Below are 19,510 nucleotides of genomic sequence, written 5' to 3'. Positions count from 1 at the left end.
GGTCAGCGAGCCGCGAAAGACGGCAGTATACCTGTCTCGGGAGCGGCAAGCTTCAAGCCACTGGCAAGTCTGTCGGGTTTTGTGGTGCCTGTTCTGGCCTCTTCGCTGGCAAGCCAGCTTCCTACAGGGGTTCGTGGTGTACGCCAATCCCCTGTAGGAGCTGGCTTGCCAGCGAAGGCGTCAGACCAGTCACCACAAACCCCAAACTGACAGCGCCGTCAGTTAGCCGTCACCTTCCTGACGGGCAAACAGGTTTATAAAGGAAGGTATAAACCTGACAAAACTCCGACCACCCAGCCCGGCGCCCCACTCGCATGCGAATTCAGAAAAAACCCGCCTTGATCGCCGGTCTTTTGATTGCCTTGGCAGCGCTGGGCACCTGGTACCTGACCAAGCCCGCCACGGCCAAACTGGCCGCCCCCACCGCCATCCCCGTGCGGGTGGTCGCCGTCGCTGAAAAAGATGTACCCCGCTACGTCAGCGGCATTGGCTCGGTGTTGTCCCTGCACAGCGTCGTGGTGCGTCCGCAGATCGACGGTATTCTCACCAGGATCCTGGTCAAGGAAGGGCAGCTGGTGAACAAAGGCGACCTGCTGGCGACCATCGACGACCGCTCGATCCGCGCCAGCCTCGACCTGGCCCGGGCGCAACTGGGCGAAAGCCAGGCGCAGTTGCAGGTAGCGCTGGTCAACCTCAAGCGCTACAAACTGCTGAGCGTCGACGACGGCGTTTCCAAACAGACCTACGACCAGCAACAAGCCCTGGTCAACCAACTCAAGGCCACCGCGCAGGGTAATCAGGCCTCGATCGACGCCGCCCAGGTGCAGCTTTCCTACACACAGATTCGCTCCCCGGTCAGCGGTCGCGTCGGGATTCGTACAGTGGACGAAGGCAACTTCCTGCGCATGAGCGACACTCAAGGCTTGTTCACCGTGACCCAGATCGACCCCATCGCCGTCGAGTTTTCCCTGCCGCAGCAAATGCTGCCGACCCTGCAAGGCCTGATAAACGATCCACAGCGCGCCCGGGTCAAGGCCTACATCGGCGCCGACACCGATGGCGAAACCGGCAACCTGCTGGGCGAAGGCCATCTGACCCTGATCGACAACCAGATCAACGCCAACACCGGGACCATCCGCGCCAAGGCCGAATTCAACAACACCGGGCAAAAACTCTGGCCGGGCCTGCTGGTGACGGTAAAGATTCAGACAGCGCTGGATAAAGACGCGCTGGTGGTGCCGCCCACTGTCGTACAACGCGGTCTCGATCAACATTTCGTCTACCGGGTCAAAGGTGACAAGGTCGAAACCGTCCGGGTGCAAATGGTCTACCAAGGCAGCGGCCAGGACATCATCAAAGGCGTCAAACCGGGCGACGTGCTCGTCAGCGATGGCCAGTCGCGCCTCAAGCAAGGTTCCACCGTCCAGGTACTGACTGATCCGCCGCAAGTGGTGCAATCGGAGTCGCAACCATGAAGGGGCACGGCTCGGTTTCGGCGTGGTGCATCGATCACCCGGTGGCGACGATCCTGCTGACCTTCGCCCTGGTATTGCTCGGTGTCATCGCCTTCCCGCGACTGCCGATCGCGCCGCTGCCGGAAGCTGAATTCCCGACCATCCAGGTGGCCGCGCAACTGCCCGGCGCCAGTCCGGAAACCATGGCGTCGTCGGTCGCCACACCGCTTGAAGTGCAATTCAGTGCCATCCCCGGCGTGACCCAGATGACGTCGAGCAGCGCCCTGGGCTCGACCAACCTTACTCTGCAGTTCACCCTCGACAAAAGCATCGACACCGCCGCCCAGGAAGTCCAGGCGGCGATCAATACCGCCGCTGGCAAACTGCCCAAGGACATGCCGACCCTGCCCACCTGGCGCAAGGTCAACCCGGCCGACAGCCCGGTGCTGATCCTCAGCGTCAACTCGACCCAGATGCCTGGCACGGAACTCAGCGACCTGGTCGAAACCCTGCTCTCCCGTCAGATCAGCCAGATCGATGGTGTAGGCCAGATCAACATCACCGGTCAGCAACGTCCGGCCATCCGCGTTCAGGCTTCGGCGGACAAACTCGCCGCCATCGGCCTGACCCTGGCGGACATTCGCCTGGCGCTGCAGCAGACCAGCCTCAACCTGGCCAAAGGTGCGTTGTACGGTGAGTCGAGCATTTCGACCCTGTCCACCAACGACCAGTTATTCCACCCTGAGGAATACAGCCAACTCATCGTTTCCTACAAAGACGGTGCACCGGTTCATCTCAGAGATGTCGCGAAAGTGGTCAACGGCTCGGAAAACGCCTACGTCCAGGCGTGGGCCGGCGATCAACCGGGCGTCAACCTGGTGATCTTCCGGCAACCGGGGGCCAACATCGTCGAGACCGTGGACCGGGTCCAGGCGGCCTTGCCGACGCTGGAGGCCATGCTGCCCGCCTCGGTCCAGGTCGGGGTGCTGGTCGACCGGACCCAGACCATCCGCGCCTCGTTGCGCGAAGTGGAAATCACCTTGCTGATTGCGATCATGCTGGTGGTGGCAGTGATGGCCATGTTCCTGCGCCAACTGTCGGCGACCTTGATCGTGACCGCCGTGCTCGGTGTGTCGTTGATCGCCAGTTTCGCCCTGATGTACATCATGGGTTTCAGCCTGAACAACCTGACGCTGGTGGCGATTGTGGTGGCCGTGGGGTTTGTGGTCGACGATGCAATAGTGGTCGTGGAAAACATCCACCGGCACCTGGAGGCGGGCGACGGCATGCGCGAGGCAGCGATCAAGGGCGCCGGCGAGATTGGTTTTACCGTGGTTTCCATCAGTTTCTCGCTGGTGGCGGCGTTCATTCCGCTGCTGTTCATGGGCGGCGTGGTCGGGCGGTTGTTCAAGGAGTTTGCCCTGACCGCGACCTCGACCATCATGATTTCGGTGGTGGTGTCCCTGACGCTGGCACCGACCCTCGCGGCGTTGTTCATGCGTGCGCCGGTGCATCACGCCCACGACAAACCGGGTTTCGGCGAGCGCTTGCTGGCGTGGTATGAGAAAGGCCTGCGTCGCGCCCTCGCCCATCAGAAATTGATGATCGGCGTGTTCGGCTTGTCCCTCGTGCTGGCCATCACCGGTTACATCTTTATTCCCAAGGGCTTCTTCCCGGTGCAGGACACCGGCTTTGTACTCGGCACCACCGAGGCGGCCGCTGATATTTCCTACGGCGACATGGTGAAAAAACACCTGGCGATGGCCGAAATCGTCGCCGCCGACCCGGCCGTGGAAGCTTTTTCCCACTCGGTCGGCGTCTCGGGTAGCAACCAGACCATCGCCAACGGACGCTTCTGGATTTCCCTGAAAAAACGCGGCGATCGCGACGTTTCTGCCAGCGAGTTCATCGACCGGATTCGCCCGCAACTGATGAAAGTCCCGGGCATCGTGCTGTACCTGCGCGCCGGTCAGGACATCAACCTCAGTTCCGGCCCGAGTCGCGCCCAGTACCAATACGTGCTCAAGAGCAACGACGGCGCGACCCTCAGCACCTGGACCCAGCGCCTGACGGAAAAACTGCGCGGCAATCCGGCCTTCCGCGACATTTCCAACGACCTGCAACTGGGTGGCAGCATTACTCACATCAGCATCGATCGCAGCGCGGCAGCTCGTTTCGGGCTGACCGCCAGTGATGTCGACGAAGCGCTGTACGACGCCTTCGGCCAGCGGCAAATCAACGAGTTCCAGACCCAGACCAACCAGTACAACGTGATCCTGGAACTGGACACCAAACAACGCGGCAAAGCCGAAAGCCTCAACTACTTCTACCTGCGCTCGCCGCTGAGTGGTGAGATGGTGCCCCTGTCGGCGCTGGCGAAATTCGATGCGCCGACCATCGGCCCGCTGTCCATCGCCCACGATGGCATGTTCCCGGCCGCCAACCTGTCGTTCAACCTGGCACCCGGCGTGGCCTTGGGCGATGCGGTGATCATGCTCAATCAGGCCAAGGCCGAAATCGGCATGCCGACGGCCATCAGCGGTAACTTCCAGGGCGCGGCCCAGGCGTTCCAGAGTTCGCTGGCCAGCCAGCCCTGGCTGATTCTGGCGGCGCTGGTGGCGGTGTACATCATTCTCGGCGTGCTCTACGAGAGCTTCGTGCACCCGCTGACGATCATCTCGACCCTGCCGTCGGCAGGGCTCGGCGCGGTGATCATGCTGTGGATCTGGGGCCAGGACTTTTCGATCATGGCGCTGATCGGGCTGGTGCTGTTGATCGGGATCGTGAAGAAAAACGGCATCCTGATGATCGACTTCGCCCTCGAAGCCCAGCGCAAAGGTGGCCTGGCTCCGGAAGAGGCGATCTACCAGGCCTGTCTCACCCGGTTCCGGCCGATCATCATGACCACCCTCGCCGCCCTGCTCGGCGCGCTGCCGCTGATGCTCGGTTACGGCACCGGCGCCGAACTGCGCCAGCCCCTGGGGATCGCGGTCGTCGGCGGCTTGCTGGTAAGCCAGGCGCTGACGCTGTTCACCACTCCGGTCATATACTTGTGGCTCGAGCGGCTATTTCATAGACCCAAACCGGCACCAATACCGGTGCTGGCGACCACAGACTGAGGCGGGGTCATGCGCGTTCTGATTATCGAAGACGAGGAAAAAACCGCGGACTATCTGCATCGCGGCCTGACGGAACAGGGCTACACCGTGGACCTGGCGCGCGACGGCGTCGGCGGCTTGCACCTGGCGCTGGAAAGCGACTACGCGGTGATCGTCCTCGACGTCATGCTGCCGGGCCTCGACGGCTTCGGCGTACTGCGCGCGTTGCGTGCGCGCAAGCAAACCCCGGTGATCATGCTCACCGCCCGCGAGCGAGTGGAAGACCGTATCAAAGGCCTGCGCGACGGCGCCGACGATTACCTCGGCAAACCTTTTTCCTTCCTGGAGCTGGTGGCGCGCCTGCAAGCCTTGACCCGCCGCAGCGGCGGCCATGAACCGGTGCAAGTCAGCGTCGCCGATCTGTGGATCGACTTGATCAGCCGCAAGGCCACCCGCGCCGGCATGCGCCTGGACCTGACGGCCAAGGAGTTCTCGCTGCTCAGTGTGCTGGCCCGTCGACAAGGTGAAATTCTCTCGAAAACCGCCATCGCCGAGATGGTCTGGGACATCAATTTCGACAGCGACGCCAACGTCGTCGAAGTCGCGATCAAACGCCTGCGGGCCAAGCTCGACGGGCCGTTCGAAGAGAAACTGCTGCACACCATCCGCGGCATGGGTTATGTGCTGGAGAGCCGTGGTGTCCAGTAATTCGATTGCTCTGCGCCTGAGCGGGATGTTCACGCTGGTAGCGCTGCTGGTGTTCCTGCTGATCGGCTGGGCGCTCTATCAGCAAGTCGACAAAGGCCTGGGGTTGCTGCCCGAAGCCGAGCTGGACGCGCGCTACAGCGTGCTCGAATCCACCGTCGGCCGTTACGGCACGCCCGAGCACTGGGTGAAGATCAACAACAAGCTCAAGCTGCTGGGTGAAGAAGACAAGCGCATCAGTTTCTGGATCATCAGCGCCGATCCCCATTACGAATACGGCAACCTGACGCCGCAGATTCGCGCTTTTGCCCAGGGACCGCTGGGCATGCGCGACCTGAAACTGCCGGATCAGCCTTATCCATTGAAGGTGCTGGTCAGCCAGTTTCCCGCCAAGGATCAGCGACCGCCGCTGCGTTTCATGATCGGCATCGACACCGAAACGTTTTTCCAGACTCAGCACCATTTGTTGATCGCCTTGATCAGCCTGGCGATCATCGGGGTGTTACTGGCCTCGGCACTCGGCTATTGGGTGGCGCGGATCGGCCTCAAGCCATTGATCAAGCTGTCTCAGGAAGCCCAGCGCCTGGCCCCGCCATTGCGTTCCGGGCGCTTGCGACTGGCCTCATTGCCGCCGGAACTCAATCAGTTCGTCAACTCCTTCAACTCCACGCTCGAACGCGTCGAACAGGCTTACTCGCGCCTGGAATCATTCAACGCCGACGTCGCCCACGAACTGCGCTCGCCACTGACCAATCTGATCGGCCAGACTCAGGTGGCACTGACCCGTGGCCGTTCAGCCGAGCACTACTTCGAAGTGCTGCAATCGAACCTCGAAGAGCTTGAGCGGCTGCGTTCGATCATCAACGACATGCTGTTTCTCGCCAGTGCCGACCAGGGCAGCAAGGCCACCAAGCTGACATCCACCTCCCTGGCGGATGAAGTGGCAACCACCCTGGAATACCTGGATTTCATCCTCGAAGACGCCCAGGTCCAGGTGCAGGTCAGTGGCGATGCCCAGGTGCGGATAGAGATCGCTCATCTGCGTCGGGCGTTGATCAACCTGCTGAGCAATGCCGTGCAGCACACCGAACCCGGGCAAGTGATTCAGGTGCGGATCGAGGTCGCGGAGCATCAGGTCAGCATCGGTGTCGCGAACCCGGGATCGCCGATTGCCAGCGAGCATCTGCCGCGACTGTTCGAGCGCTTCTATCGGGTCGATGCGTCGCGCAGCAACAGTGGCAACAACCACGGCCTGGGCTTGGCAATCGTCAAGGCGATTGCATTGATGCATGGCGGGGACGTGTTTGTGCGCAGTGATCACGGCATGAACACCTTCGGTATCCACCTTCCCGTCTGACGGACTCTGTGGGAGCCGGCTTGCTGGCGATCGGTTTCTGGCGTTGCGGTGTTGTCGAGGGCGCCTTCGCTGGCAAGTCGGATCGCCGCACCGCAGCTCCTACAGAAGCGCGATCCTTGTATTTTCCGCAACAGTCCTTTCATGAATCCGCTCTTTTTCCCCGCCTCAATGCGCCTTATCTTTGCCGCACCAAACAGCACTTGCCAAGCAAGAAGGTTTTAAAGATGTCCAACACAATGGGTATTGCCAGCGCTTTCGTTTTGTCCTCGTTGTTCCTGTCTCCGGTCGCCTTGGCTGAAGAGTCGCAGACTTTCGTCGCGCACAACAACGCACGGGCTGCTGCGTTCGAAGAGTATCAGAGCGAAATGACGGCCAAGGCTCAGGATGCTGCGCAAACCCCTCAGGCGTCGACCAATCGGCCCCAGACAGGCCTGGAGAAAGACAGCTGACTGTTAGAAATCACTCTGTTTCCCTCGACACTTTCATCGGCTCTTACCTTTGAAAAGTTGTCTTCAAGCCGCTGCTGTCAGCGGCTTTTTTTCGCCGGTTCATTGCAATCGCTGTAACGATAACCGAGTGATCATCGACGACCCGTTCACCTTTTTCTGACGCCAGCTACAAAAAAAGCCAGCATGTTTTGCTGGCCTTTTTTTTGCTTGGGATTTATACAGGCGCTGTAAACGCAATCGGTGTCCGGCGCTCTGCCCCGGCGCTTGCACAAGAAGTCTCTTATCGCCTAATCAGTAGAAGTCAGAACCATGAGTGTGCGCCATGCGATACCTCACCACTCGATCCGTTCGACGCGACCGGAACGGCTTCTGACTCTCGGCAGTTTGCTGTTGGTGATTGCCATACTGAGCATTGTCGCCTTCCTGCTGATCCGTGAACGCGCCAACGCCGAGTTGTCCGCCACTCGCGCAGCGTCCAATATCGTGCAATTGATCGACGCCGACGTGCTGCGCAATATCGAACTCTACGATCTGTCGTTGCTGGGCTTGATTGCCGCCTCGCAGCGTGAAGACCTCAAATCCGTATCCCCGCTCATCCGCCACCTGGCCTTGTTCGACCGCGCCACGGCTGCGCCCTATAAAGGCGACATTTTGTTGCTCGACAACAAGGGCGACGTGATTGCCGACTCGGCCTCGGTGAAACCCAGAAGGGGCAACTTTGCCGACCGTGAATATTTCCAGTCCCATGTGAATGATCGGACCCCGGGGATGTTCATCAGCCGCCCGTTCAGGTCCGCAGAGGCAGAACATGAATGGCGTATCAGTTTCAGCCGCCGGATCAGTGGCCCTCAAGGCGAATTCCTCGGTGTGGCCGAAGCCGCCATGCGCTTGAACTACTTTGATCAGTTGTTCAACAGTTTGAACATCGGTCGCGACAGTACCGTCACCCTGATCAGCAAGGACGGCATTCTCCTGGCCCTGCAACCCCGCCCGGCCGAGGTGCTTATCGGCAAGGACTTCAGCAACCGTCCGAACTTCCAGCGCATCGTCAAAGAAGGCAACGGCAGCTTCACCGGCACTTCAAGCCTCTACCAGGATCAACGCCTGTACACGTTTTCCAAGGTGGGCGACTTGCCGTTGATCGTCATCGTTGCCCTGTCCAGCGACGAAGTCTATGCGTCGTGGAAGCGCACTGCGCTGGTGGTCAGCCTGGCGACCTTGGCCCTGTGCGTGAGCCTGCTCTGGCTGACTTGGTTGTTCAGTCGGGAATTGCGCCTGCGGCATAACGCCGAGCAGGAACTGGCGCAGCTGGCCGCCACGGATGCGTTGACCGGTCTGCCCAACCGCCGAACCCTGGATCAGGTCCTGCGCCATGAATGGTTTCGCGCCCAACGCTCGGGCATGCCGTTGTCGCTGCTGATGATCGATGCCGATCACTTCAAGGCGTTCAACGATCGCCATGGGCATCAGGGTGGTGATGATGCGTTGCGCTCGGTGGCCGGGGTGATCAGCGCCCATGTCCGACGTCCGGCGGATCTGGTTGCCCGTTATGGCGGCGAGGAGTTTTCGGTGGTTCTCGCCGAAACCGACAGCCAGGGTGCGCAGCGGATAGCCGAGCATATCCGTTCAGCGGTCGAGCAATTGCCGTTGACGGGGGATGCAGGGTCGCCGATGACTGTCAGTATTGGGATCAGTACCTGGACCACGAAGAGCGCCCTCAGCCTGGAGCAATTGCTGTTTGCCGCAGACAAGGCGCTGTATCAGGCCAAGGACAGTGGGCGTAATCGGGTGGTTAGCGCGGATTAAAAGCGAAGATCAAAAGATCGCAGCCTGCGACAGCTCCTACGCGCCTGTGGGCGCTGCAACAGGCTGCGATCTCTTGATCTTCTGATTCGCTGGGCATAAAAAAAGGCCACCCGAAGGCAGCCTTGAAAAACTAGAGAGGTTTTTTACTTACACGGCCGCAACTGGGCGCATGTAAGAGATCGGTGCAGTGCTGGCGTCTTCGAAAGTCACGACTTCCCAGGCATCTGTCTGCTCAATCAACTTGCGCAGCAGCTGGTTGTTCAATGCATGCCCGGACTTGAAGCCCTTGAACTCACCAATCAGGCTATTGCCCAACAGGTAGAGGTCACCAATAGCATCGAGGATCTTGTGCTTCACGAATTCGTCTTCATAACGAAGGCCGTCTTCGTTCAGTACACCATCCGCGTCGACCACAATAGCGTTTTCAACGCTGCCGCCGAGTGCGAGGTTGTGCTTACGCAGATACTCGATGTCACTCATGAAACCAAAGGTACGGGCGCGGCTGACTTCTTTTACGAACGAAGTGCTGGAAAAATCCACGCTTGCACTTTGTGTGCGATCACGGAAAACCGGGTGATCGAAATCGATCTCGAAACTCACCTTGAAGCCTTCGAAAGGGACGAAAGTGGCGCGCTTGTCGCCGTCTTCCACTGTCACTTCCCGCAGGATGCGAATGAATTTCTTGGCGGCGTCCTGTTCTTCCAGGCCGGCCGACTGAATCAGGAATACGAAAGGTCCAGCGCTACCATCCATGATCGGAACTTCGGACGCGGAGAGCTCGACGTAGGCGTTATCGATGCCCAGGCCAGCCATGGCCGAGAGCAAGTGCTCAACCGTATCCACCTTGGTGTCACCACTGACCAACGTGGTCGACATCGTGGTTTCACCAACGTTTTCCGCGCGGGCAGGAATCTGTACCACAGGGTCGAGGTCGGCACGACAAAACACAATGCCGGTATCGACAGGCGCTGGCTTGAGGGTCAGGTATACCTTCTCCCCGGAGTGCAGGCCTACACCTGTGGCACGGATAATATTTTTCAGTGTGCGTTGTTTAATCATGGCTTGGGCCGCTTCAGCGCAAATTGCGAACTGGTATCAACAAAGGCTGGCGATAATAGCAGACCACGCCTTTGCTGAACACCAATCACCTTCATAGCCCTGATACATTCCATCAATCGGCCTGACGACGCAGGAAAGCCGGAATGTCCAGGTAGTCCAGGTCGTCTTGCGGATTCATCTTCGCGGCAGCCGCAGCACCGGCCTGAGCCTGGTTGCGCATGACGGTCGGACGGTCCAGGTCACGGTAGTTTACCGCTGGCTGTTCCTGGCGTGCAGGGGCTTGTTGTTGTGGCTGGGAAGCCATGGAAGTATGAACGGTATTATCGATGAGCTTCACAGCCTTCTCGATTTTCGCGCCCAGACCGGTGGCAACCACAGTCACATGCAGCTCGTCGCGCATGTCCGGATCGATAACGGTACCGACCTTGACCATCGCGTGCTCGGAAGCGAAGGCTTCGATGATGCTACCCACGTCGGAGTACTCACCCAGGGACAGGTCAGGACCGGCGGTGATGTTCACCAGGATGCCGCGTGCACCTTGCAGGTTCACGTCTTCGAGCAACGGGTTGCGAATGGCCGCTTCGGTGGCCTCGCGTGCACGGTTCGGACCGCTCGCGCAGCCAGTGCCCATCATTGCCATGCCCATTTCGCTCATCACGGTACGGACGTCGGCGAAGTCGACGTTGATCATGCCCGGACGCTTGATGATGTCGGAGATACCGCGAACGGCACCGGCCAGTACATCGTCGGCCTTGGCGAAAGCCGACAGGAGGCTTGCGTCCTTGCCGAGGATGGTCAGCAGCTTCTCGTTGGGAATGGTGATCAACGAGTCGACGCTTTCAGACAGCAGACGGATACCTTCGTCGGCGATCTGCATGCGCTTGCGGCCTTCGAACGGGAACGGACGGGTCACCACCGCAACGGTGAGGATCCCCATTTCCTTGGCCACTTCAGCAATGATCGGCGCAGCACCGGTACCGGTACCGCCGCCCATGCCAGTGGTGATGAACACCATGTTGGTGCCCTGCAGGACTTCGGCAATGCGCTCACGATCTTCGAGAGCGGCCTGACGACCTACTTCAGGGTTGGCGCCAGCGCCGAGACCTTTGGTCACGCCGGTGCCCAGTTGCAGGATGGTCCGCGCGCCGATGCTTTTCAGCGCCTGGGCATCAGTGTTGGCGCAGATGAATTCAACGCCTTCAATGTTGCTCTTGACCATATGGTTGACGGCGTTGCCGCCGCCTCCGCCAACACCGATAACTTTAATAACCGGGCTTGCGGGGATGTTGTCTACGAGTTCGAACATTTTCCCTCTCCTTTCATTTCTCTAGTTTTTGCGCCTACTGCCTGTATCTACAACGGTGCTGCGGTACATCTTTAGAAGTTGCCTTGGACCCAGCTCTTGAAGCGATCGAGCAAGGCGACTTTCGGTTCTTCATTGCTGTAACTGTCGCGGCTGCTGATGCCCGAGAACGAAATCCCGTCGGACTGCTTCTGCAGGCCGTACATCAACAGGCCGACGCCGGTGGAATAGATCGGGTTGCGGACCACGTCGTCCAGGCCCTTGACGCCATGAGGCACGCCCAGGCGGACCGGCATGTGGAAGATTTCTTCGGCCAGTTCGACCGCACCTTCCATTTTCGAGGTCCCGCCGGTCAACACGATGCCGGCCGGGATCAGGTCTTCGTAGCCGCTGCGACGCAGCTCGGCCTGGATCAGCGTGAACAGCTCGTCGTAACGCGGCTCGACCACTTCGGCCAAGGCCTGGCGGGACAACTCGCGCGGCGGACGGTCGCCGACGCTTGGCACCTTGATGGTTTCACCGGCACCGGCCAGCTTGGCCAGGGCGCAGGCGTAGCGAATCTTGATTTCTTCGGCGTATTGGGTCGGGGTGCGCAACGCCATGGCGATGTCGTTGGTCACCTGGTCGCCCGCAATCGGAATCACCGCGGTGTGACGGATCGCGCCTTCGGTGAAGATTGCGATGTCGGTGGTGCCGCCGCCGATGTCCACCAGGCACACGCCCAGCTCTTTCTCGTCGTCGGTCAGGACCGAATACGCGGAAGCCAGCTGCTCGAGGATGATGTCGTCGATCTCCAGACCGCAGCGGCGCACGCATTTTTCAATGTTCTGTGCGGCGTTGACGGCGCAGGTGACCACGTGGACCTTGGCTTCCAGGCGTACGCCGGACATGCCCAGCGGCTCACGCACGCCTTCCTGGTTATCGATCACGTAATCCTGCGGCAGGGTGTGCAGCACGCGCTGGTCAGCCGGAATCGCTACGGCCTGGGCGGCGTCGAGCACACGCTCAAGGTCGGCGGAGCTGACTTCGCGATCGCGAATCGCCACGATGCCGTGGGAGTTCAGGCTGCGAATGTGATTGCCCGCCACGCCGACAAACGCCGAGTGGATCCGGCAACCGGCCATCAACTGCGCTTCTTCGATCGCGCGCTGGATCGACTGCACCGTGGACTCGATGTTCACCACCACGCCTTTCTTCAGGCCACGGGACGGATGGGTACCGATCCCGACGATTTCGAGCGTGCCGTCGTCCGAGACCTCGCCGACCAGCGCCACCACCTTGGAGGTGCCGATATCGAGACCGACGATCATTTTGCCGCTTTGCACGTTTGCCATGGGTCCTGCCTCTTCTTAATTCTTCGCGACAGCGGGTTGGGCCGTCGTGGGCGCTACAGGTTCCCGCCAGCCAACAGCGAGGCCGTTGGCGTAGCGCAGATCGATGCGCGCAATGTTCGTAATCTGTTCTTTGAGCGTCTTGTCATAGATGGCAATGAAGCGGCGCATCTTTTCCACCTGGTTGCCGCGTCCCAGCAGCAGTTCGATCCCCGGACCCGCGCTGCCTGCGCCGGTGGTCAGGAACCAGCTGCCTCGATCACGCAACTCCAGCCGTGCAATCGAGAAGCCCAATGGCCTGAGCATCTGGCTCAGCACCTGGTATTGCTGCATCACTTTCTGTTGAGCCCGTTGTGGACCGAACAGCTGTGGCAAGTGTTCGTAGTTCGCCAGTTCACGCGGAGTGAACGCCTGTCCCTGGTTGTTCAACAGCGATTCGTCGCCCCAACGGGCCACCGGCAGTTGTTCTTCCAGGCGGATCACCACTTGATCCGGCCACACCCTGCGCACTTCCGCGTGGGCAATCCATGGCATCTGTTCCAGCTCGGTGCGCATGCCCGCCAGGTCGATGGTGAAGAAGCTCGCCGCCACGAACGGGGCGATCCGCTGCTGCACCGCTTGCTGGCTGATGTAACTCAAGTCGCCCTGCACGGCGATTTTGCTGATCGGCCGGTCGGCGTACGGCAGCAAACGCTGCGCGCCTTCGTAGGTGCCGAAACCCAGCGCTACCAGCAGCACTGGCCAGAACAGGCTTTTGATAAAAGCAAAATTGGCTTTCGGCAGGCGCGCGGACATCGGCTCTTTGGCCACCATTCGGCTGGCACCCCGCGGCACCGGCTTGCGGCCGGTCGGTACGGGAGGCTGATGTCTCAGCTGAGCGCCTTGCATGGTCTTAACCTCGCGGCTCTAATTTACTTGCAGCGTTACCGGCAACGCTGGCGGCTAAAATGGCCAGAACCAGTTGCTGGAAATCCAGACCGGCAGCACGGGCCGCCATCGGCACCAGACTGTGATCGGTCATGCCCGGTGCGGTATTGACTTCCAGGAACCAGAACTGCCCGTCGGCGTCCTGCATCACGTCTGCCCTGCCCCAACCGGCGATACCCAGCGCCTCACAGGCTTTCGCCGTAAGGTCCATCAGTTCTTTTTCTTTGTTGCTGTCCAGGCCACACGGGATCCGGTACTGGGTATCGGAGGCCACGTACTTGGCGTCGTAGTCGTAGAAACTGTGCGTCGTGCCCAGGGCAATCGGTGGCAACACCTGGTCACGCAGGGTGGCGATGGTGAACTCCGGACCTTGAATCCATTGTTCGACCAACACTTGGGAATCGTAGGTACTGGCCGCTTTCCAGGCGTCGATCAGCTCCGACGCGGAGGTCACTTTGGCCATCCCAATACTTGAACCTTCATGGGCCGGTTTGACGATCAAAGGGAAGCCCAGTTCCGTCGCTGCCGAAATACAATCGGCCTCGCTGCTCAGTACGGCGTGACGTGGCGTCGGAATGCCGAGGCTGTGCCAGACCTGTTTGGTCCGCAGCTTGTCCATCGCCAATGCCGAGGCCAGGATGCCGCTGCCCGTGTACGGAATGCCCAGGCATTCGAGCAGGCCCTGCATGCTGCCGTCTTCACCGCCACGACCGTGGAGGATGATGAAGGCGCGGTCGATTTTTTCGTCAAGCAAACGCTGCAACAGGTCATCGCCGACGTCGAGACCGAACGCGTCGACACCGGCGCTGAGCAGCGCGTCGAGCACCGCGTTACCCGACTTCAGGGATACCTCTCGCTCGGCACTCTTGCCGCCAAACAGCACGGCGACTCGGCCGAAGTCTTTCGGCGCGACAGTGGAGACGAGGTTGGCGTAAACAGCAGTCATTTCAACTTCCCCACGCTCGGCGCGGCAACGGCGCCAGCGAACAACGGACTCTTCAACAGCTTCGGTGCGAGACCACCGATATCACCGGCGCCCTGGCACAGCAGGATGTCGCCGGCACGCAGCAGCGGCTTGACCAGCGGCGCGAGATCGACGCCACGCTCGATGTAGATCGGGTCGAGCTGACCGCGCTGGCGGATGCTGTTGCACAGCTTGCGGCTGTCTGCCCCGGGGATCGGCTCTTCACCGGCGGGATAGACTTCCATCAGCAGCAGGACGTTGGCATCGGCCAATACATTGACGAAATCGTCGTACAGGTCGCGGGTGCGGCTGTAGCGGTGCGGCTGGTAAACCATCACCAGGCGGCGCTCCGGCCAGCCACCGCGCACGGCCTTGATGACCGCGGCCACTTCGGTCGGGTGGTGACCGTAGTCGTCGACCAGCATCACGCTGCCGCCTTCTACCGGCAATTCGCCGTAGACCTGGAAGCGTCGACCGACACCCTGGAACCCGGACAGGCCCTGGACGATGGCTTCGTCGCTGACGCCCTCGTCAGTGGCGATGCAGATGGTGGCCAGCGAGTTGAGCACGTTGTGGTTGCCCGGCATGTTCACCGACACATCCAGCGGATCGCGATCGGGACGCAGCACGGTGAAGAAGGTCTGCATGCCTTGCTGGCGCACATTGATCGCGCGCACATCGGCGTCGTCGTCGAAGCCGTACGTGACTGTCGGACGCTTGACCAATGGCAGGATTTCGCGCACTACCGGATCGTCCAGGCACACCACCGCCAGCCCGTAGAACGGCAGGTTGTGCAGGAACTCGACGAAGGTTTTCTTCAGCTTGTTGAAGTCACCGTCGTAGGTCGCCATGTGATCGGCATCGATGTTGGTGACCACAGCCACCAGCGGTTGCAAGTGCAGGAAACTGGCGTCGCTTTCATCGGCTTCGGCAATCAGGTAACGACTGGTGCCGAGCTGGGCATTGGTGCCCGCCGCATTCAGCCGGCCACCGATCACGAATGTCGGGTCCAGGCCACCGGCAGCGAACACCGAAGCGATCAGGCTGGTGGTGGTGGTTTTGCCGTGGGTACCGGCGACGGCGATGCCGTGGCGATAACGCATCAGTTCGGCGAGCATTTCTGCCCGCGGCACCACCGGAATCCGGCGTTCCAGGGCAGTGGCGACTTCCGGGTTGGAAGTGTTCACGGCACTGGAGGTGACCAGCACATCGGCAGTCGCGGCGTTCTCGGCACGGTGGCCGATAAAGATCTGGGCGCCAAAGGACTCCAGACGCTCGGTCACCGGCGAAGCCTTCAGGTCGGAACCGGACACTTCATAGCCCAGGTTCAGCAACACTTCGGCGATGCCGCACATGCCCACGCCGCCGATCCCGACGAAATGGATGCGACGAATGCGGCGCATTTCCGGCTGAGGCATGGCTTTCTTATTCTCAACCATGAGCCACCTCCAGGCAGGTATCGACCACGTTTCGGGTGGCATCGGGTTTGGCCAGGCGGCGGGCGGCGGTGGCCATGTCGGCGAGTCGTTGTGGTTGCATCAGGACCTCTGTCAGGCGTGCGGCAAGATCCGCTGCGCCAGTCGTTCTTTGTGGCATCAGGAAGGCAGCGCCTTCACGGGCCAAATAATCGGCGTTGCGGGTCTGGTGATCGTCGATCGCATGGGGCAATGGCACCAGCATCGAGGGCAGACCGGCGGCAGCCAGTTCACTGATGGTCAGCGCGCCTGCGCGGCACACCACCAGGTCGGCCCAGCCATAGGCTTGGGCCATGTCTTTGATGAAAGGCTGCACTTGCGCCTCGACGCCAGCCGCGCGATAGCGCTCTGCGGTCACTTCATCGTGGTTTTTGCCGGCTTGATGAAACACGTCCGGGCGCAGGTCGGGGGCGACTTGCGCCAGGGCTTCAGGCAGCAACTTGTTCAACGGTTCCGCCCCCAGGCTTCCGCCCAGGATCAGCAATCGTGCCTTGCGACCTGCCAGGGCGGGTCGCGGTGTATCGAGGAACAGCTCGGTGCGCACCGGGTTACCGGTGGTCCGACGGCTGCCCGACAGGGTAAAGGTGTCGGGGAACGCTTCACAGACCCGGGCGGCCAACGGCACCAGCAACCGATTGGCGGTACCGGCCACTGCGTTCTGCTCGTGAACGATCACCGGCACGCCCGCCAGTTTGGCCGCGACGCCGCCAGGACCGGTCACAAAACCACCAAAGCCGACCACACACACCGGCTGCAGCTGGCGAATGATCGCCCGTGCCTGCCAAATGGACTTGAGCACCATGAACGGGGCCTTGAGCAGGGACAACTTGCCCTTGCCGCGCAGGCCACTGGCGTTGATCCGGTGCAGCTCGATACCGGCCATCGGCACCAGTTCATTCTCGATGCCGCGCGGGGTCCCGAGCCAATGCACGGTGTAACCCCGGGCCTGGAACTCGCGTGCACAGGCCAGCGCCGGGAACACGTGGCCACCGGTGCCGCCCGCCATGATCAGGACATTAGCGCCCATGGGTCGGCTCCTCGGCGAAGTCGCTCTCCTGGAACTCCATCTCTTCACTGCCCAGGTGGGTTCGACTCTCCCACTCGATGCGCAGCAACAAGCCGAGACAGGCACAGCAGATCACCAGCGAACTGCCGCCATAACTGAGGAACGGCAGGGTCAGGCCTTTGGTGGGCAACAGGCCGACGTTCACCCCGATGTTGATCAGGAACTGACCGATCCACAGGAACGACAGGCCGTAGGCCACATACGCCGCGAAATACTGCTTGGCTTTCTCGGCCCACAAGCCGATGTACATGCCGCGCACACACACGAACACGAACAGGCCGACGGTGCACAGGGAACCCACCATGCCGAGCTCTTCGGCCAGGACCGAGAACACGAAGTCAGTGTGAGCTTCCGGCAGGTAGAACTGCTTCTGCACGCTGTTGCCCAGGCCAACGCCCAGCCACTCGCCACGACCGAAGGCGATCAGCGCCTGGGTCAGCTGGTAGCCCGAACCAAACTGGTCGGCCCAGGGGTCGGTGAAGGTAATCAGACGAGCCATCCGGTAGGGTTGCGCCTGCACCAGGACGGTCACCGCCCCGACTGCCAGCGCCACCATCAAGGTGAAGCGGAACAGCCCGACCCCGCCGAGGAACAGCATCGCGGCCGCCGCGCCCATCATGACCACGGTGGCACCGAAGTCCGGCTCCATCAGCAGCAGACCGGCCATCGGCAGCAGCACGATGAAGGGCTTGAAGAACCCCATCCAGCTTTCGCGCACTTCTTTCTGGCGACGCACGAGGTAGCCGGCGAGGTAAATGACGACAAATACCTTGGCGATTTCCGATGGCTGTACGTTGAAGAAACTGAAACCGATCCAGCGCATCGACCCGTTCACCTCACGGCCGATCCCTGGGATGATGACCATCACCAGCAAACCGAAGGCACCGAGCAGCATCAACCAGCCGAGGCGTTGCCAGGTGGCTATCGGAATCATTATGGTGACGACGCACGCCCCCAGGCCGAGGACCAGGTAAATCAGGTGCCGAATCATGTGGTACAGGGTGTTGCCCGATTGCACGGCGGCCACTTCCGACGACGCGGAAGTGATCATGACCAGCCCCAGGCCGAGCAGTGCCAGGCAACCGGCCAGCATCGGGAAGTCGAGGTCGATACCGCGCCCGGTGATGATCGGCGATGGATACGGCTTGATGATGTTTCTCAGGCTCATGCCAGTTCCTCCACGGCGCGGACGAACTGGTGACCACGGTCTTCGTAGTTCTTGAACATGTCGAAACTGGCGCAGGCCGGCGACAGCAGCACCGCGTCGCCCTTTGCTGCGACGGCGCGGCATTGCGCGACGGCTTCGTCCAGCGAATTCACGCGAATCAGCGGCACGGCATCGCCAATGGCCTCACCGATCTTGTCGGCGTCACGGCCCAGCAAAATGACGGCACGGCAGTTGACCGCGACCGGATCCCGCAGGTCCTTGAACTCGGCACCCTTGCCGTCGCCACCGGCGATCAGCACGAGTTTGCCGTCGATGTCAGCCCCCAGGCCTTCAATGGCGGCCAGGGCGGCGCCGACGTTGGTGGCTTTGGAATCGTTGTAGTAGCTCACGCCATCCAGGTCGCGGACCCATTGGCAGCGATGTTCGAGACCGGCGAAGGTGCGCAGGCTTGCGAGCATGGCGTCGAACGGCAGGCCCACGGCATGGCCCAGCGCCAATGCCGCCAGGGCGTTGGACTGGTTATGCGCGCCGCGAATTTTCAACTCGCGCACCGGCATCAGGTTCTGGAATTCGAAGGCCAGGTACTTCTCGCCATCCTCTTCGCGAATGCCGAAGGCCTTGAAATCGGGCTTGCTCAAGCCGAAGGTCCAGCACGGCTGGCCCTCGCCCATCAACGGACGGCTCAGGGCATCCTGACGGTTGACCACGAACTGCCTGGCACCACGGAAAATCCGGTGCTTGGCCAGGTGATAGGCCGGCAGACCGCTGTAGCGGTCCATGTGGTCTTCGCTGACATTGAGCACAGTCGCCACTTCAGCGCCGAGGTGATCGGTGGTCTCAAGTTGAAAACTCGACAGTTCCATCACGTACAGCTCGACATCGTCGCTGAGCAGGTCCAGCGCTGGCGTGCCGAGGTTGCCCCCGACAGCAACACGCTTGCCCGCCGCAGCCGCCATCTCGCCGACCAGGGTGGTGACGGTGCTTTTCGCGTTGGAACCGCTGATGGCGACAATCGGCGCTTTCGCGTTACGCGCGAACAGCTCGATGTCGCCGGACAATTTCACGCCACGGGCGGCGGCAGCCTGCAGGGCCGGGGTCGCCAGCGCCAGGCCGGGGCTCACGTAGAGCTCGTCGGCGCGGCACAGGAATTCGACGTCCAGCTCGCCACAACGCACTTCCACGTGCGGATAGTCACGCTTGAGCGTGGCCAGTTCCGGTGGATTTTCCCGCGTATCGGCCACGGCAAACGACACGCCCCGGTTCGCCAGGAAGCGAACCAGGGACATGCCGCTCTTGCCGAGGCCGACAACGATGCGGAAGTGGTCAGAAGCGATCAGAGACACTCGTT

At 61.1% G+C, this 19,510-nt stretch carries 15 protein-coding genes; 6 read left to right on the top strand and 9 right to left on the bottom strand.

Features of this window, described 5'->3' with window-relative positions; genetic code table 11:
• Nucleotides 1-314: 314 nt before the first annotated feature.
• The 6 genes from ACA067_RS04505 to ACA067_RS04480 all read left to right on the top strand — a co-directional run bounded on the left by ACA067_RS04505 (nucleotide 315) and on the right by ACA067_RS04480 (nucleotide 8,869).
• Nucleotides 315-1,475, top strand: coding sequence for an efflux RND transporter periplasmic adaptor subunit (locus ACA067_RS04505; RefSeq protein WP_497460766.1), 1,161 nt, complete (start codon nucleotides 315-317; stop codon nucleotides 1,473-1,475).
• A complete protein-coding gene (locus tag ACA067_RS04500; protein ID WP_497460765.1) occupies nucleotides 1,472-4,573 on the top strand; it encodes a multidrug efflux RND transporter permease subunit in 3,102 nt (1,033 codons plus the stop codon). Before ACA067_RS04505 ends, ACA067_RS04500 begins: the two co-directional genes overlap by 4 nt.
• 9 nt (nucleotides 4,574-4,582) lie before the next feature.
• Nucleotides 4,583-5,260: a heavy metal response regulator transcription factor gene (locus tag ACA067_RS04495; RefSeq protein WP_150746174.1), complete on the top strand. Its 678-nt coding sequence runs from the start codon at nucleotides 4,583-4,585 to the stop codon at nucleotides 5,258-5,260.
• Entirely contained in the window at nucleotides 5,250-6,614 is a 1,365-nt protein-coding gene (locus ACA067_RS04490; protein WP_497460764.1) for a heavy metal sensor histidine kinase, read from the top strand. The genes ACA067_RS04495 and ACA067_RS04490 overlap by 11 nt, the downstream gene beginning before the upstream one ends.
• Before the next feature lie 224 nt (nucleotides 6,615-6,838).
• The gene (locus tag ACA067_RS04485; protein ID WP_497462731.1) at nucleotides 6,839-7,063 is read left to right on the top strand and encodes a hypothetical protein; all 225 of its coding nucleotides are present in this window, start codon (nucleotides 6,839-6,841) and stop codon (nucleotides 7,061-7,063) included.
• A gap of 309 nt (nucleotides 7,064-7,372) precedes the next feature.
• The gene (locus ACA067_RS04480) at nucleotides 7,373-8,869 is read left to right on the top strand and encodes a GGDEF domain-containing protein (protein WP_497460763.1); all 1,497 of its coding nucleotides are present in this window, start codon (nucleotides 7,373-7,375) and stop codon (nucleotides 8,867-8,869) included.
• A 147-nt stretch (nucleotides 8,870-9,016) separates the two neighbouring features.
• Here ACA067_RS04480 and lpxC read toward each other — a convergent pair whose 3' ends face one another.
• The 9 genes from lpxC to murD all read right to left on the bottom strand — a co-directional run bounded on the left by lpxC (nucleotide 9,017) and on the right by murD (nucleotide 19,505).
• The gene (lpxC, locus tag ACA067_RS04475) at nucleotides 9,017-9,928 is read right to left on the bottom strand and encodes a UDP-3-O-acyl-N-acetylglucosamine deacetylase (RefSeq protein ID WP_064675983.1); all 912 of its coding nucleotides are present in this window, start codon (nucleotides 9,926-9,928) and stop codon (nucleotides 9,017-9,019) included.
• 112 nt (nucleotides 9,929-10,040) lie between these two features.
• Nucleotides 10,041-11,234: a cell division protein FtsZ gene (gene ftsZ / locus ACA067_RS04470; RefSeq protein ID WP_064675982.1), complete on the bottom strand. Its 1,194-nt coding sequence runs from the start codon at nucleotides 11,232-11,234 to the stop codon at nucleotides 10,041-10,043.
• 71 nt (nucleotides 11,235-11,305) lie between these two features.
• Nucleotides 11,306-12,565, bottom strand: coding sequence for a cell division protein FtsA (gene ftsA / locus ACA067_RS04465; RefSeq protein WP_033061341.1), 1,260 nt, complete (start codon nucleotides 12,563-12,565; stop codon nucleotides 11,306-11,308).
• A 15-nt stretch (nucleotides 12,566-12,580) separates the two neighbouring features.
• Nucleotides 12,581-13,450 (bottom strand): cell division protein FtsQ/DivIB, encoded by an 870-nt coding sequence (locus tag ACA067_RS04460; RefSeq protein ID WP_497460762.1) that lies wholly within the window; start codon nucleotides 13,448-13,450, stop codon nucleotides 12,581-12,583.
• A gap of 4 nt (nucleotides 13,451-13,454) precedes the next feature.
• Nucleotides 13,455-14,435 (bottom strand): D-alanine--D-alanine ligase, encoded by a 981-nt coding sequence (locus tag ACA067_RS04455; protein WP_497460761.1) that lies wholly within the window; start codon nucleotides 14,433-14,435, stop codon nucleotides 13,455-13,457.
• Entirely contained in the window at nucleotides 14,432-15,892 is a 1,461-nt protein-coding gene (gene murC / locus ACA067_RS04450; protein WP_497460760.1) for a UDP-N-acetylmuramate--L-alanine ligase, read from the bottom strand. Before murC ends, ACA067_RS04455 begins: the two co-directional genes overlap by 4 nt.
• Complete coding sequence (murG, locus tag ACA067_RS04445) at nucleotides 15,885-16,955, bottom strand: undecaprenyldiphospho-muramoylpentapeptide beta-N-acetylglucosaminyltransferase (protein WP_497460759.1); 1,071 nt, start codon at nucleotides 16,953-16,955, stop codon at nucleotides 15,885-15,887. Before murG ends, murC begins: the two co-directional genes overlap by 8 nt.
• The gene (gene ftsW, locus ACA067_RS04440; protein ID WP_497460758.1) at nucleotides 16,945-18,162 is read right to left on the bottom strand and encodes a putative lipid II flippase FtsW; all 1,218 of its coding nucleotides are present in this window, start codon (nucleotides 18,160-18,162) and stop codon (nucleotides 16,945-16,947) included. The genes murG and ftsW overlap by 11 nt, the downstream gene beginning before the upstream one ends.
• Nucleotides 18,159-19,505, bottom strand: a complete 1,347-nt coding sequence (gene murD, locus ACA067_RS04435; RefSeq protein WP_497460757.1) for a UDP-N-acetylmuramoyl-L-alanine--D-glutamate ligase — start codon at nucleotides 19,503-19,505, stop codon at nucleotides 18,159-18,161. The genes ftsW and murD overlap by 4 nt, the downstream gene beginning before the upstream one ends.
• Nucleotides 19,506-19,510 lie beyond the last annotated feature (5 nt).

This window comes from Pseudomonas sp. LBUM1674, from assembly GCF_059695635.1.
Note: the sequence above shows the minus strand (reverse complement) of the source record. Positions and strands in the feature narration are given on the sequence as shown.

Coding starts and splice junctions, on each gene's coding strand:
- murC (WP_497460760.1), bottom strand. CDS start 15,892: ATGGTTGAGAATAAGAAAGCCATGCCTCAGCCGGAAATGCGCCGCATT.
- ftsZ (WP_064675982.1), bottom strand. CDS start 11,234: ATGTTCGAACTCGTAGACAACATCCCCGCAAGCCCGGTTATTAAAGTT.
- ACA067_RS04505 (WP_497460766.1), top strand. CDS start 315: ATGCGAATTCAGAAAAAACCCGCCTTGATCGCCGGTCTTTTGATTGCC.
- ACA067_RS04455 (WP_497460761.1), bottom strand. CDS start 14,435: ATGACTGCTGTTTACGCCAACCTCGTCTCCACTGTCGCGCCGAAAGAC.
- ACA067_RS04460 (WP_497460762.1), bottom strand. CDS start 13,450: ATGCAAGGCGCTCAGCTGAGACATCAGCCTCCCGTACCGACCGGCCGC.
- murG (WP_497460759.1), bottom strand. CDS start 16,955: ATGGGCGCTAATGTCCTGATCATGGCGGGCGGCACCGGTGGCCACGTG.
- ACA067_RS04500 (WP_497460765.1), top strand. CDS start 1,472: ATGAAGGGGCACGGCTCGGTTTCGGCGTGGTGCATCGATCACCCGGTG.
- ACA067_RS04480 (WP_497460763.1), top strand. CDS start 7,373: ATGAGTGTGCGCCATGCGATACCTCACCACTCGATCCGTTCGACGCGA.
- ftsA (WP_033061341.1), bottom strand. CDS start 12,565: ATGGCAAACGTGCAAAGCGGCAAAATGATCGTCGGTCTCGATATCGGC.
- ftsW (WP_497460758.1), bottom strand. CDS start 18,162: ATGAGCCTGAGAAACATCATCAAGCCGTATCCATCGCCGATCATCACC.
- ACA067_RS04485 (WP_497462731.1), top strand. CDS start 6,839: ATGTCCAACACAATGGGTATTGCCAGCGCTTTCGTTTTGTCCTCGTTG.
- ACA067_RS04495 (WP_150746174.1), top strand. CDS start 4,583: ATGCGCGTTCTGATTATCGAAGACGAGGAAAAAACCGCGGACTATCTG.
- lpxC (WP_064675983.1), bottom strand. CDS start 9,928: ATGATTAAACAACGCACACTGAAAAATATTATCCGTGCCACAGGTGTA.